Origin of the sequence: Psychrobacter sp. FME5 (genome assembly GCF_014861375.1) — a bacterium.
GTDB lineage: Bacteria > Pseudomonadota > Gammaproteobacteria > Pseudomonadales > Moraxellaceae > Psychrobacter.
The window spans coordinates 1-14,696 of record NZ_RRYX01000001.1; the positions used below are offsets into that span (position 1 = coordinate 1).

Sequence of the window (14,696 nt, forward strand, 5' to 3'; positions counted from 1 at the left end):
TATTACTGCGAGACCAGCGCTGGTAAGCTTTATAGATGGTATTGGGCTTGCCAAAGTACGCTGGTAAGTCACGCCAAGGGCAACCAACGCGCATCCGATACAACACACCTTCAACCGTATTTCTAAGATTTCCTTTGTCATAGATATTCAACTCTAGTAAGATAGGTCTTAGTCTTGTCCAGTGTTCATCTTTGAGCATTGTGCGAGGCATAGCGAACGATATCTTTTTTGTGTGAGAACTTAAAGATTAACCGTTCGCTATTTTTTTTGCCATCAATTTGTCGCCAATGTTCAACACGCCCTAACTATAAGGGCAGAAACTATGAGTAATAGTGCTAAAAATAAAAGAAAGCATATCATCGATAACTCTGAAGACCTAAAAGATAAAATTACTGAGTCTATTGATGATTTTAAGCTACGGGCTGAGCTGTTGGTCGCCAATTTAAAAGAAGGCGGCGATGATGGCTATGATCATTCGACAAGCACTGCCGGTGAAAAAGGGCTTAAATCGGGTAAAGTTTCAGAGCTGACGGTTATTGCACCTCTGAAAGAGGGCGGTGCTGAGCGTTTAAGAAAAGTTTTGGAAATCGCTGGTGGTAATTTAGAAGGGGCAACGCGAGTTGGTACGCTACACGACTTACGCTTTGTATTTTTAGATGATGACACTAGAGTGTTGTTTTGTACCGCTTATGATGGCGATTGGGACCCTTATATCGACGACTTTGCGACCAAAATTCCTGAGCTAATGGATATCTTGTTTGGTAGTGTCAAAGGCTGGCCTGGTATTAAAGACCCCAGTGTTAAGCAATTTATTTTAGACCATCAAATTACAGCAGCCGGTTGGTATGTCGGTGTACCACATCTAACCATTCAAGATATCCGCCGCCAAGATCGTATTGTCAAAGGTATCAATAAAGCCTTAGACGAAGCACAGTCTTAACGTCAGCTGTGAACCAGTATGCTGTTATTAATAAGCAGCTATAGATAAGCTGCTATCTATATCACCCTTTTAAAATGGGCTGGGTGAGATAGTTAGTTCAATATAAAAGAGATACAGCGGGGCTGGAATAAATTTTTTGTAGCCTCTGTCGGCGTAGGCACAGCAAGCAAGAAAAATTTGTACCAGTCACGCAGCATAGTATCGTGTATCTATTTTATTCAGTATCAGCTATATAGAGAATAAGGGCGGCATAAATCAATATAACTATAAAAATAGGTTGAATAATGAGTACAAATACTTCTAATAATGATAAGAAAAACGACAGCACTCAAAGCAATGACCACCAAAATAACCCTCAGCAAGAAAATAAATCTAACAATAGTTTGGGGGATAAACTGCATGACTTAAAAGATGAGTTTGGCAATCGTATCGAGGACAGTAAGTTTGAATCTTGGTTACAAGATATCAAAAAAGAAGTCGGTGATGGTATTGAAACATTGACTCATAAAGCGCGCGGGGTGTTCAATCCTAATTTAGTGAGCATGGAATTAGAAGACATCCAATCCATTATTTTACGAGATCGTCCGACGCCTTATTTTGGGACGGTCGTTGCGCTTAAAATTAATAATGCTAAAGTTGGGCGACAAATGCTCGCGCAAGTTTTGGCTGATGTCACTGGTAGTAAAGAATGGCATAAAGATATGGAAGCCACGCTATCTGTGGTCATGACTTATGCCGGTCTAGAGGCGTTGGATGTACCGCAATCCTCGTTAGATAGCTTTCCAGACTCTTTTAAAGCAGGTATGGCAGGACGGGCTGATAAACTGCGTGATAATGGCGTGAACGCACCACAAAATTGGGCAGCACCGTTTGGTGAACAAGGCGATGTTCATGTTTGCGCAGCCATCATCGCAGATAGCAAAGACAAATGGCAAGTAAAGCTTAGCGAGCTAAAAGACAATATTAAGTCACATATCAATAAAGACGATCCTGCCAGTGGTGACATTGAAATCCTAATGGAGCATGATTTTGGCTCTGATAATAATGTCAAAAATGTCTTTGGTTATCGTGATGGTATTAGTAATCCAGAAATCAAAGGCAGCGGTATTCAGACACCACCAAGCAACACGGATGACGCCATTGCAGCGGGCGAGTTTGTACTGGGCTATAAAGGTGAAGCGGGTACGATACCGCCTATGCCGCAGCCTGAAGTTTTGGGTAAAAACGGCTCGTTTATGGTATTAAGGGCTTATAACAGTCATGTTGCCGCTTTTAATAAATTTTTAAAAGACAACAGCGCAAGTGATGAAGCAGCTGAGTTACTGGGCGCGAAAATGTGGGGGCGTTGGCGTTCAGGTGCACCTTTAGTATTGTCGCCTGATTATGATGATGAGGCGCTGGGCGATGACCCAAACCGGAATAATGATTTTGGCTATAAAGACGACCCATATGGCAAAAAATGCCCGTTTGGTGCGCATACTAGACGTATGAACCCACGAGACAGCAAGGACTTTATTTTATCTGATGTGCGTATCCACCGAATTGTCAGACGTAGTGTGGGCTTCGGTGAGGTGTTACCAGCTGATGTCACCGAAGAGGATGGCAAAGAGCGTGGCTTGTTCTTTATTGGTATCAATGCCCATGCTATGGAAACGGTTGAATTTTTGCAATCTCAATGGATCAATGATGGTAACTTTATGAGTTTAGGCGAAGAAAAAGACCCTATGCTTGGCGTCCATCATGGCGATAAAGACGCGGCTGCCGATACTTTTACCGTTCCTGCCGAGCCAATTCGTCAGCGCTATCATGGTATCGAAACCTTTAATACCTTGTACGGTGGTGAATATTTATTTATCCCAAGTTTGTCGGCGTTGAAATGGATTAGTGAATTATCCTAAAAAAATAAATAATAAAAAATGCATATCTACTTATAAAAAAGGGCGAAAAAACCATGTTAAAGAAACTATTTAAACCTAAATATGTGCCATACGATAATAAGTATATTCAGTTATCAGAGCAGGATGAGCGTAATATTCGTACCATTACTGACGATATTAAAAACTATATTGCTAAAAGTGATGAAGCTAGTGGCATCGACTATCATACCCGCGATGCCCATGCCAAAGGTTATTGCGCACTGAAAGCGAAATTTGAGATTTTGGACAATATTCCTGCCGAGTATGCCCAAGGTTTTTATGCCACATCAGGTATTCATGATGCGGTTATTCGCTTCTCCAATGGCGCCTCTCGCGTGTCAGCCGATCGAGAACTTGGCTTAGCACAAGGTCTAGCCATTAAGGTGTTCGACGTACCCGGTGAGAAATTAGCGCCTGGTGAAGAGGATAGCCCTAATTTTGACTTTAACTTAATCAATCATCCGGTATTCTTTTGCAATAGAATCGAAGACTACGCTTATATCTCTAAGCTATTTTTAGAGATACCTAAATATGCTAAACAAGGCGCAGTCGGCAAAGCAAAATTAGCGTTTAACTGGTTGACCAACTATGGCTCAACTCTGCCAAGCAAAGAGTCATTAAAAACCTTTAAAGCATTGGGCGGGTTTACGACAATTGAGCCAAAAAATACTTTGCTTTATGATTTCCATTCGCAAGGCGTGGTACGTCATGGCGACTATATGGCTAAAATAAGAGTGACACCGACAACGGCATCGGCTAAAAAGATCACCCGTCGCGAAGTAGATATCGCTGCCAAAGAAGAAGCGATTGGTCCGCTGATTATCGATGAGATACGTGAGCACGATTATCAGTTTGAGGTGCAGATCCAGCTTTGTCGTAACCTTAAAAAGCAGCCGATTGAAGAGCTCACTACTGAATGGAAAGCGTCTGATACGCCTTTTGTGACAGTGGCAACGCTCACGATTCCTTGTCAAGATGTACCTGATGATGGCAATTTTGAGGTTATGGAAAACCTATCTTTTACGCCATTTCGTTGTTTAGAAGAAAACCGTCCGATTGGCAATCTACAGCAATCGCGATTAAAAGCTTATCAGATAGCCTCAGAGACACGCCATAAACTCAATGACGTCAAACGCCAAGAGCCTAAAAGTCTAAAAGAAACCTTTGATAAATCATTTTTTTAAATAGATGTTCAGGATTTTGTATTGACTAGGGTGTTTCAGTTCTACATATATAGTTAAAATACTTTAAAAACGCTACGATACTGCGGGTATAGTTTTTTTGCAGCCTCTGTCTGCGTAGGCACAGCAAGCAAGGAAAAACTATACCAGCAGTACGTGATGTATCGATTTTACTTTTCACTGACTATATATCAAACGCTGAAGTTTGATCAGCCGTATATTGTCTATGACGTTAAGGGTTTTGGCATTTCTTTATTTAAAATAAACACCAATACCGCCCCTAAAATCACCACGCTTGCGATAACGAACGGTAGTGTCAATGGCTCAGATAAAAACACCATACCTAAGACAGCCGCTAACACAGGTACGCATAGCTGGACGACTGCCGCTTGGGTGCTTTTTAATAAGGGTAGTGCCATATACCAAATACTGTAACCGAGTCCAGAAGTTAAGGCTCCTGAAGCGGAAGCTAGTAATAGCCCTTCAATCCTGATGCTGTTGAGCTCATTCATGCCTAATAATAACAGTATAGGGATAACGGTTAGGCTTTTTATAAAGTTAAAGCCTGTAGCTCGTAATGGCGATATGCACGCTTTACCACGGATGCTATAAACACCCCAAGCAGCACCGCTTATTGCCATCATTAACGCGCCAAATAAAGAGGGTGTGGTAGCTGATGGCAACATCAAGTAGATAAAACCTGCGAAAGCTATCAATAGAGCTGTCCATTGCAGAGTATTTAAATGCTCTTTATTATAAATCCCCCAGCCAATCATCGTCAGCTGCACCGCTGAAAATAAAATAAGTGCGCCAGTTCCAGTATCAAGCTCTAGGTAAGCCACTGAAAGACACAGCGCATAAATCACTAAGCTTATGCTACTAAGCCAACTGCCTTTATCGTTTAAAATAGTGTCAGCAATACTGCCGTTTTGTTTTAAAGCGGTCTTTTTTAAATAGTGCGCCTGCATCGCCATGATAAGTCCGAGGCATGCTGCACCACTTAATAATCGAATCGCTGTGAAGTTCCAAGCATCAATATAGCCTTCTGCTAATGCCATCCTACAAAGCAATGAGTTGGCGGCAAACGCTATTAAAGCTGTCGTCGTGTACAAGATGACTTTCAAAATAAATCCTACAATCATTCATAGAGTTTTTGTGCTTAATTATCAATAATAGCCTAAGTATGGTTATTTAATTAAAAACGTTTACTCCAAAGCTCTTAACTCTAGCCACTTTACTACCTGTCGAACTCGTTCATCTCTATCACCGGCAATATATCGAAAAGGCTTTTGGTGGGTGTGTAGCTGACTGGCAAAATAAGCACTTATCTCTTCACGCTGATGTGGGCTATCACGCAAATCATCAGCGACCCACGGGATATCCACCTCGGTCAATAGTATCAAATCATAATGGTGCGCCAATGCTGCTTTGGTAAGCGCTTCAGGACAATCGCCATAATACCAATTGGCATAAATCATCAGCTCAAACAGGCTGGTATCACAGAATAAATAGTGGGCGTTATCTGGTGTTTGGGCGGCTTGTTCGGCGAGCTTATTCTCTAACTCAATCTGACCTTGGGCGATAGGTAATAAATCATCCCAGGTACAAGTAAGTTGCTGTTTATCCCATTTCGCTTGCAAGTACGTACGCATATATTCTGGCACCCAAGGAGACCCAAAGTGCGCTGCTAAATCGCGGCACAAGGTGGTCTTACCCGTACTCTCTGCCCCCAGTATAGCGACGTTAATGACGGATTTAGGCGTATGCTGCTTTAGGTTGCATACGGTAGCGTCGTTGCCATTCATAATATGCCCAAATTGCGATGAGAGTGAAGACGACGTATTGTAGCGCGGTAAAGGTTAAACCTTTATAAAAGTATAGCGGTACGGAGATAGCATCGGCGATGATCCATAATAGCCAGTGTTCAATCTTGCGCCGCGCCATCAGCCACATTGCCATCAAAAACAGCGCTGTAGTCAGCATGTCGGTATAATCCACCCAGGTAAATAAATGCAGACCTAATACGGCACCATCAAAGCTAAAGTTATTATTAATCACCGGTCTAAAATAATAGATCAACGCCACAAAAGCCGCAGTTGTAGTGGCCAGTAATGCCAATATAGGCAGGTCTTTTTTGCTTAAATGTTCCACTTCAATGGTATTTTGAGTATTATTATTTTCTGAGCCGCTATCATGCTGCTGGCTGGTTGGGTTTATATGATCTTGATACTGTGTGCGCTCTTTATTCTGCGTCCAGTTGATCCAACCATAGATGCTCATGACCGTGTAATAAGCGTTGATGAACATATCACCAAACAGCTGCCACTTCCACAGCAAGTAGACAAATATAGCAGTACTTACCAGTCCGACAGGAAAGACCAAGATATTGGTTCTGCTGGCGAGCATGACACTAGTAACCCCAAATACAACCGCCATCAATTCAAGCACTATAAATAGTGTGGGGTAGTCGGCGTATTGTCCAAATAACCAATTAAGAAGTTCTACCATTAGCATTACCAAATATGAGCGTTTATTATGTTTCGTTGATTTTGAGATTTCTAATAGATCAGGGCAAGTATCGTTGATAGCAGGTTATTACAATCGTCTCACTTTTACTCTGAACCGACTATCGTTTAAATTGCGCTAATTATAGCGCAGCTGTCGTAAAATAAAGCCAATCTTTACCTATTCCTGATAAGAAGCTGATTATTTGTAACAAAGTATTAGAAAAATAATAATATTCAGGCATAATAAAGGCACTGATTTTAAGTTTACAGTTATTCACTGAAATCAAACAACTGTTGTTTTTCACCTTTATGCTTATCCCAAGCCTTATATTGTAGTAGACAAGGAAGCTTATCATGACGACTTGTATCACAGGCACCGGCCTGTATATTCCCCCTTATAGCATCAGTAATGAAGAGCTAGTAGAGTCATTTAACCAGTATGTTGATAATTATAATACCAAACATGCCGACGACATCGAAGCAGGAACGGTTACCGCGCTTGAGCCTTCATCAGCAGCGTTTATCGAAAAAGTATCTGGTATTAAATCACGTTATGTGATGGAAAAAGACGGTATTTTAGACCCTGAAATCATGGCACCCGTGATTGCTTATCGTAATTTGGGCGAAGAGCTGTCTATCATGGCTGAGATGGGTGCTGCCGCGCTTAAAGACGCACTGGCAGACGCTGGACTTGAGGCCAATGATTTGGATGGTATCATCCTTGCCTGCTCAAACTTTCAGCGTACTTACCCTGCGGTTTCGATCGAGATTCAAAATGAGATCGGTATGGTGGGCGGCTTTGCTTATGATATGAACGTCGCTTGTAGTGCCGCGACTTTCGGTTTATCGCAAGCGCATGGCTCTATCGTTTCTGGCCTTGCTAAGCGCGTCGCTGTGGTCAACGTTGAGATTACCTCAGCGCATCTAAACTGGCGTAACCGTGACAGCCACTTTATTTTTGGTGACGTCGCCACTGCTTCTATCGTCGAAGATTTAGATACGCCAAGAGGCTATGAGATTTTGAATTCGAAGCTGTTCACTCAGTTTTCGACCAACATCAAAAACGAATATGGCTTTATGGATCGCTCAGAGTTCCTAGCAGCACAGACAGAGATGTATCCAGACCTTAAAGAGCCTGTGACTGATAAGCTGTTTTTACAAAATGGCCGTAAAGTATTCCGTGAGGTTTGCCCGAAGGTTTCAGAGGTTATCTCTGAGCATTTGCAAGAAAACGACATAGCAACGTCTGATGTGAAAATGATGTGGCTACACCAAGCTAATGCCAACATGCTGGATCTAATTTTGCGTACGGTTATCGGTAAAGAAGCAGACAAATCGATTGTCCCAAGCGTCATTGCAGAGTTTGCCAATACTAGCTCAGCCAGTCCGATGATTGTATTCCATCGCTATAAAGATGAGCTTGCCTCCGGTGATTTGGGCGTGATTTGCTCATTTGGCGCCGGTTATTCAATTGGATCAGTATTGGTTCGTAAAGTTTAGTTTTTTAAACCTTACCCTAAAGCTGTCATTATTATCAAAATAGCCAAGAACACTCTTGGCTATTTTTTTGTTTTCAATTTTTAAGCAGAGTTTATTTTTCCACCCAAACTATAAGAAAAAAGCGCCAATATCATAGAAACAACAAAAATGTTTGTCCATATATTGGCAAGATTGCTGAGAGGTTTTAATTTCATAGTAAAAATTTGCTATAATCACGGTCTTATTTCAATTATTCAATTAAAAGTCCTTTTATGAAAGAATCCTTACGACTGCGTTTAGACCAGATGGTAGACCGTTATGAAGAGGTCACCGCCTTATTATCAGACCCGAGTGTCATCAGCGATAATAATAAATTTCGTGAACTGTCCGTTGAGCACAGCGATTTGATGGAAATCACTACTTTATGGCAAAACTATGTGCGCGCAGAGACGGATCAAGCGGATGCAGAAGCGATGCTAGCTGATGCGACAGATCCTGACATGAAAGAGATGATGCAGGATGAAATCGAGAGCGCACATGATACCATTGTCGAAATGGAAGAGGCACTCAACGTCATGATGCTGCCAAAAGATCCCAATGATAAAGTACCAGCATTCTTGGAGATTAGAGCGGGAACGGGCGGTGATGAGGCGGCGATTTTCTCGGGTGATCTGTTCCGTATGTATCAAAAGTATGCCCAAAACCAAGGCTGGACGGTAGATATCCTGTCAGCCAATGAAGGCGAGCATGGCGGCTATAAAGAAATTATTACTCGTGTATCTGGTAATAGTGTTTATGGTCGCTTAAAGTTTGAGTCTGGTGCTCACCGCGTACAGCGGGTCCCTGAAACCGAAAGCCAAGGCCGTGTCCATACCTCAGCTTGTACCGTTGCGGTCATGCCAGAGGTTGAGATTGATGATACGGTCGATATCAATCCTGCCGATATTAAAATGGATACCTTTCGCTCAAGTGGCGCCGGTGGTCAGCACGTTAACACCACCGACTCAGCTGTACGCTTAACACATATTCCAACGGGTACCGTGGTAGAGTGTCAACAAGAACGCAGCCAGCACAAAAACCGCGCCCATGCGATGAAAATGTTGGTCTCCAAAATTCAACAAGTCAAGGTACAAGCGCAGGTCGATGTAGCGGATTCAATACGTCGCGACTTGGTCGGCAGTGGCGATCGCTCAGAGCGTATTCGCACTTATAACTTCCCGCAAGGACGTATGACCGACCATCGTATTAACCTGACTTTATACAAGCTTGATTCTATTATGGAAGGTGACTTGGATGAAATCCTTGATGCGCTGTTACGTGAACATCAGGCAGACTTGATGGCCAGTATTGGCGGCGGTGATTGATATAAGTGTTGTTATTTTCTTCAGTATGAAAAATATAACAGAGTTGTTCAGCTTTATTTTAAATGCTTTATTTGAATTTTTTATTTTAAGTTTATAGTTTTCGTTAATTCCATTAATTACCTAATAAGTTTGAGAGTGTTATGTCAAAGCCCAATAATCAAAATCAGAACCAAGAGCAAGTTCCAGAAGACGCTAATGAGCTGATTGCACAATTACAAGCTAAGCTAGATGATATCACTGCTTCAGGTAAACAGCCTTATCCCAACACCTTTAAACGCACCGACTATGCCCAAGATTTGCAAACTGCTTTTGAGGGGATCTCAAAACAAGAAATCGCTGACAATGATGCTAAAGGCGAGAAAACACAGGTCAATGTCGCTGGTCGGGTGATGCTCAACCGTGGTGCATTTATTGTTATCCAAGATATGACAGGCCGTATCCAATTATATGTGGCACGTAAAGAGCTTGATGATGAGACGCGTGCGAGTATTAAGTCACTAGATTTAGGTGATATCGTTGGTGTGTCAGGCTATATCGGTCGCTCAGGAAAAGGCGATTTGTATGTGCATATTGAAGAGTTTCATCTACTAACTAAAGCGCTACGTCCAATGCCAAATAAGTTTCATGGCCTAGCCGACGTGGAAGCGCGCTATCGCAATCGTCATCTTGATTTGATGACCAATGAAACAACCCGCGATACGTTTATGATTCGCAGCCAAGTGGTCAGCGGTATTCGCAAGTTTATGTTGAACGAACGTTTCATGGAAGTTGAAACGCCAATGATGCATCCTATCCCAGGTGGTGCGGTGGCACGTCCATTTGTGACCCATCATAATGCGCTAGATATGCCGTTGTATCTGCGTATCGCCCCTGAGCTTTATCTCAAACGCTTAGTCGTTGGTGGTTTTGAAAAAGTATTTGAGATTAACCGTAGTTTCCGCAATGAAGGTGTGTCAACCCGTCACAACCCTGAGTTCACCATGATTGAGTTTTATCAAGCTTATGCTGATTATCATGATTTGATGAATTTGACTGAGCGTTTGTTTAATGAATTAGCGTTGGATATTTTGGGTACGACTGAGATTACTTATCAAGAAGAAGCTATCAGCTTAAAAGCACCATTTATACGCCTATCTATGTCTGATGCCATTGCAAAATATGCTGAAAACTTCGATATGGCACGTATCAATGACCGTGAATACCTAGCAGAGTATGCATCGACGACGCTTAAGCAACAAGTAAAAGACGTGTTTGGTGTGGGTAAATTGCAGACTATTATCTTTGAAGAAACCGCTGAGCATCAATTACGTCAGCCAACCTTTATTACTGAATATCCAGCTGAAACCTCACCACTCGCACGTCGTAGCGATGACAATCCTGAGATTACCGATCGTTTCGAGCTATTTATCGGTGGTCGTGAATTGGCCAATGGCTTTAGTGAGCTCAATGATCCAGCGGATCAGGCAGAACGCTTCCGTGGGCAAGTTGCTGAAAAAGATGCTGGTGATGATGAAGCCATGCATTTTGATGAAGAGTATATAGAAGCGTTATCTTACGGCTTGCCGCCGACAGCAGGAGAGGGTATTGGTATTGACCGTTTGGTTATGTTGTTTACCGACTCTGCCAGTATTCGTGATGTGATTTTATTTCCACACATGCGCCGTAAACTAGAGAGTTAAAGCGAGCTGCTTGCCATACATCCCTGCTGGCACTAAACTGAACATAAGAAGGCCATTTACACTTAACGGCTTAGACTCATGAGGTTTTATGGGTATTTAATAGATACTTAATGGATAGGGATACTATGGACACTCAGCAAGCATCACCCTCACTTTGGCAGCAGATGGTTCAGCAAAGTTTTTTGTCTTTGTATGAGTTACCAGAAGATAAGAGAAGTAACCCTGAGCATTTTCAGGGTTATGATTTTGTTTTTGAGTTTTCTAATGCCATTATTTATCTGATCGTCAATGATGTGGTGATGCAAGCGGATAAGGAAAAAATAGACAGTACTCAAATTCGTGAGTGGAGAAAAGAGACTGTCAACCAACTCATCAAGCATCATGCCCAGCTTTATCTAAAAAATGATAAATCGATGGCGGATAATAAAATCTCAACCGATAAAGAGGTATATTTTATCGGTTTGACGTCACTGTCTATCAAGCATCAAGGTGATGCTCCAGAAGTATTGCCTTATACGGTCGGTTATGAATATGGCAGTCAGTTTTTTGCCGAAGACTGTGTGCTAGATTTGGATGATGAGCAAAGTGTTTTACAAATATTTAGCCGTCAAAACTTTATTGAGATAATAGAACAGTTGGTGACGCCGAGTGATTTGACGGCATTTTTAGCGTTTCATCGCCGTCAATTGACAGGGTTTGAGACGTTCCAAGACGAGTCGACGTTGCTTATCCAGTTTTTACAGTCACCTGACTTTCATCAAAGAGCGATTAGGGTACAAGAGCAATTGATCGATAATGAGTTAATCGATCAGATTGAGCTACGCTTGCTCAAAGCGGCAGAGCCTGATCAGGCAGTACTTGCCAAAGCACTCATGGCTGAGATTCAAAAAAACACTCGGATGTGGTACAAGCTATTTAACAGTTTGATCAAAAGTTATTATGAAGCAGGTCAACCACTACCAAAAGTGCAGGTCGATATTTTGGTAGATGAGTCAATGTATACCTACGCTTGTTTGGTTGAAAAAATCCTAGCTTATAAAACCATGGACCAAGATTCTCGCTGGAATGGTTATGTTTGTCATGAGCATTCTTATAATGTGTTTGGACGCCACTATCTCATGGTGTTTTATGCGCAGGATGAAAATAGCCCACTTAGCACAGACAAGGTACGTGCTTCTCATCAAGATTTATTGTTAGAACTTAACGCCCAGATGCAGGATCCCGTAATGGATGACTTGTTTTTGATCGGTGTGGAGTTTAGACCTTGCGACGATAGCGTAAATACTGAGGTGCATCTGGATGCTTTTTATCAGAATGGCTCGCTTATAGATGTAAACACCCAGCGTTTATACGAACAGCTGGCGCAACTTAAAGCCCAGTTATAATCAACTCTATATAAAACGCATACGGTAAGGCTCGCTTAGTCTACTATTTGTAGGACGCTCACTCGCCTTTCTTATATTCAAACTATATTGAACCGGCTACATAATCCAAATCTAATATAGATCGCTGATCTGATGCTTTACCTATATTTGTATTTTTCATATTGGCATTTACTATGACGCAGCAATATCAAGTTTTAGCGCGCAAATACCGTCCCAGAAACTTTCACGAGTTGATTGGGCAAACGCACGTCTCACAGGCGTTGATTAATGCGATTGACTATAATCGTCTGCATCATGCTTATCTGTTTACGGGTACGCGCGGTGTGGGTAAGACCACGATTGCGCGTATTTTGTCCAAATGTTTGAACTGCGATACTGGAATAACCAGTACGCCTTGCGGTGTGTGTGATAACTGCGTGGCCATCGATCAAGGTCGTTTTATCGACTTGATTGAGATTGATGCAGCCTCTCGTACCAAGGTTGAAGACACACGCGAGCTACTAGATAACGTGCCTTACGCGCCAAGCCAAGGGCGTTATAAAGTCTACCTGATTGATGAAGTGCATATGCTATCAACGCACAGCTTTAATGCGCTACTCAAGACGCTAGAAGAGCCGCCTGAGCATGTTAAGTTTTTACTCGCTACTACTGATCCACAAAAACTGCCCATTACTATCATCTCGCGCTGTTTGCAGTTCGTGCTACGTCCGCTGCCGCAAACATTACTCAGCGAGCATTTGGCAAACATCCTTACCCAAGAGCAAGTAGATTATACGCAGCCTGCACTTTGGCAGTTGGCCAGTGCGGCAAAAGGCTCAGTACGCGATGCTTTATCATTGACCGATCAGGCTATCGCCTTTGGTCAAGGTGCGTTGGATGATGTTACTGTCAACGCTATGCTTGGTCTCATTGATGCTGCTGATTTGGTCAGTCTAATTACCGATATCTACAATCATGATAAATCTGCCGTCGCTGCTCATATTGAACAGATGCGCGCCCAAATGGTTGACGCGACCAGCATGTTTGATGGACTGGCTGAATTACTACACCAGTTAGCATTAACTCAGTTGCTACCTGAAGTCGCTCTTAATGTAAATGAGGCGCAGGCACAAGATATTAATACGCTTGCCCAGCATATTAGCCCCGATATATTGCAGCTCTACTATGAGATTGTGGTACAAGCGCGCGAAGGCGTTAAACTTGCTAGTACACCGATGCAAGCGCTAGAGATGTGTATTTTACGCTTATTAGCGTTCCGCCCATTGCCTGTCGATGAAGTGTTAAGTAGTCATTCTATTGGATCTGCATCAGCTTCAGAAACGCCTGTTATAGAAGGTGGTAGTGCTACCTCAGATAATGACAATGTTGATAATGATAGGGTTGATAATGATAGGGTTGATAATGATAGGGTTGATAATGATAGGGTTGAAAACATTACAAATGTTACATCGCTTTCGAATGCACATTTAGCTTCAGTGCCACCATTACAATCTTACGATGTTGATTATCAACAACAGGGTAATGATGAGCAGCTGGGCGTAAGTCAAGAATATGAGTCGGAGGTTTTAAGCAATAGCGTTACTCCTGAACCTGTTGTTGAGCCTGAACCTGTTGTTGAGCCTGAACCTGTTGTTGAGCCTGAACCTGTTGTTGAGCCTGAACCTGTTGTTGAGCCTGAACCTGTTGTTGAGCCTGAACCTGTTGTTGAGCCTGATGAAAATGATTCTCAGTTAATATCGCAGCCTGATGACCCACGTACTTTGCTACGCTGTGCACCGCAAGAATTGGTAGGTGAGTGGACACCAGAGAAATGGGATTATTGGTTACAAACGGCTCGTGAGGCGGGTAGTTTGGCTTCAGATGAATTGGCACTCGCACGGCAAGGTATGATGACAGGTAACTGTAATGGTCAAGCTATCTTTGTCACTGCTGTAGATAGCAAGCATTTGCAAGCAACTTTCGAACAGCTAGCTGCAACTTTGCAAGAACAATTCACGCAGGCTGATATTAGCTTACAAATCGATGGCAGCGTCATGCAAGCTGAAGATAAAACACCTGAACGCCGTCAAAAGAAACGACTGGAACAAGCCAAAACTATGGCAGAGTCAAAATTGCTCAATACACCCGTGATGCAGTATTTGACTGAACGCGGCGAAGGAAGAATGGGTAACGTTCAGTTATATTAAACAATCAAAAAAACCATTGTTAATATAACTTAAAAGTCTGTATAATTGTTAGCAACAAT

The 14,696-nt window shown here is 42.4% G+C and carries 12 protein-coding genes; 8 read left to right on the top strand and 4 right to left on the bottom strand.

Annotation, left to right across the window (positions count from 1 at the left end):
* Positions 1-211 (bottom strand): transposase (locus EI161_RS00005; RefSeq protein ID WP_192528714.1); only part of this gene is annotated, 211 nt, incomplete at its 3' end.
* Positions 212-322: 111 nt separating this feature from the next.
* On the opposite strand from EI161_RS00005, the gene EI161_RS00010 reads away from it, so the two are divergent.
* The 3 genes from EI161_RS00010 (at position 323) to EI161_RS00020 (ending at position 4,040) form a co-directional block, all read left to right on the top strand.
* The gene (locus EI161_RS00010) at positions 323-940 is read left to right on the top strand and encodes a hypothetical protein (protein WP_225735144.1); all 618 of its coding nucleotides are present in this window, start codon (positions 323-325) and stop codon (positions 938-940) included.
* A 284-nt stretch (positions 941-1,224) separates the two neighbouring features.
* Positions 1,225-2,838 (top strand): Dyp-type peroxidase, encoded by a 1,614-nt coding sequence (locus EI161_RS00015; protein WP_225735145.1) that lies wholly within the window; start codon positions 1,225-1,227, stop codon positions 2,836-2,838.
* Positions 2,839-2,891: 53 nt separating this feature from the next.
* Complete coding sequence (locus EI161_RS00020; protein WP_192522420.1) at positions 2,892-4,040, top strand: catalase family protein; 1,149 nt, start codon at positions 2,892-2,894, stop codon at positions 4,038-4,040.
* Between the two features lie 221 nt (positions 4,041-4,261).
* Here EI161_RS00020 and EI161_RS00025 read toward each other — a convergent pair whose 3' ends face one another.
* From EI161_RS00025 to pnuC, 3 genes are all read right to left on the bottom strand, one after another.
* Positions 4,262-5,161, bottom strand: a complete 900-nt coding sequence (locus EI161_RS00025) for a DMT family transporter (protein WP_192522421.1) — start codon at positions 5,159-5,161, stop codon at positions 4,262-4,264.
* A gap of 81 nt (positions 5,162-5,242) precedes the next feature.
* Positions 5,243-5,842: an AAA family ATPase gene (locus EI161_RS00030; protein ID WP_192522422.1), complete on the bottom strand. Its 600-nt coding sequence runs from the start codon at positions 5,840-5,842 to the stop codon at positions 5,243-5,245.
* Positions 5,793-6,545: a nicotinamide riboside transporter PnuC gene (pnuC, locus tag EI161_RS00035; protein ID WP_192522423.1), complete on the bottom strand. Its 753-nt coding sequence runs from the start codon at positions 6,543-6,545 to the stop codon at positions 5,793-5,795. The genes EI161_RS00030 and pnuC overlap by 50 nt, the downstream gene beginning before the upstream one ends.
* A 353-nt stretch (positions 6,546-6,898) precedes the next feature.
* Between pnuC and EI161_RS00040 the strand changes: the two genes are divergently transcribed.
* From EI161_RS00040 to dnaX, 5 genes are all read left to right on the top strand, one after another.
* Positions 6,899-8,044, top strand: coding sequence for a beta-ketoacyl-ACP synthase III (locus EI161_RS00040; protein ID WP_192522424.1), 1,146 nt, complete (start codon positions 6,899-6,901; stop codon positions 8,042-8,044).
* 251 nt (positions 8,045-8,295) lie between these two features.
* Positions 8,296-9,387, top strand: coding sequence for a peptide chain release factor 1 (gene prfA, locus EI161_RS00045; protein WP_192522425.1), 1,092 nt, complete (start codon positions 8,296-8,298; stop codon positions 9,385-9,387).
* A gap of 140 nt (positions 9,388-9,527) precedes the next feature.
* Entirely contained in the window at positions 9,528-11,066 is a 1,539-nt protein-coding gene (lysS, locus tag EI161_RS00050) for a lysine--tRNA ligase (protein ID WP_192528715.1), read from the top strand.
* 125 nt (positions 11,067-11,191) lie between these two features.
* Positions 11,192-12,451 (top strand): hypothetical protein, encoded by a 1,260-nt coding sequence (locus EI161_RS00055; RefSeq protein WP_192522427.1) that lies wholly within the window; start codon positions 11,192-11,194, stop codon positions 12,449-12,451.
* 173 nt (positions 12,452-12,624) lie between these two features.
* Entirely contained in the window at positions 12,625-14,637 is a 2,013-nt protein-coding gene (gene dnaX, locus EI161_RS00060) for a DNA polymerase III subunit gamma/tau (protein ID WP_192528716.1), read from the top strand.
* Positions 14,638-14,696 lie beyond the last annotated feature (59 nt).

Excerpts from the sequence above, each read along its gene's own strand:
- EI161_RS00010 (WP_225735144.1), top strand. The coding sequence starts at position 323 with ATGAGTAATAGTGCTAAAAATAAAAGAAAGCATATCATCGATAACTCT.
- EI161_RS00015 (WP_225735145.1), top strand. The coding sequence starts at position 1,225 with ATGAGTACAAATACTTCTAATAATGATAAGAAAAACGACAGCACTCAA.
- EI161_RS00020 (WP_192522420.1), top strand. The coding sequence starts at position 2,892 with ATGTTAAAGAAACTATTTAAACCTAAATATGTGCCATACGATAATAAG.
- EI161_RS00030 (WP_192522422.1), bottom strand. The coding sequence starts at position 5,842 with ATGAATGGCAACGACGCTACCGTATGCAACCTAAAGCAGCATACGCCT.
- pnuC (WP_192522423.1), bottom strand. The coding sequence starts at position 6,545 with ATGGTAGAACTTCTTAATTGGTTATTTGGACAATACGCCGACTACCCC.
- EI161_RS00040 (WP_192522424.1), top strand. The coding sequence starts at position 6,899 with ATGACGACTTGTATCACAGGCACCGGCCTGTATATTCCCCCTTATAGC.
- prfA (WP_192522425.1), top strand. The coding sequence starts at position 8,296 with ATGAAAGAATCCTTACGACTGCGTTTAGACCAGATGGTAGACCGTTAT.
- lysS (WP_192528715.1), top strand. The coding sequence starts at position 9,528 with ATGTCAAAGCCCAATAATCAAAATCAGAACCAAGAGCAAGTTCCAGAA.
- EI161_RS00055 (WP_192522427.1), top strand. The coding sequence starts at position 11,192 with ATGGACACTCAGCAAGCATCACCCTCACTTTGGCAGCAGATGGTTCAG.
- dnaX (WP_192528716.1), top strand. The coding sequence starts at position 12,625 with ATGACGCAGCAATATCAAGTTTTAGCGCGCAAATACCGTCCCAGAAAC.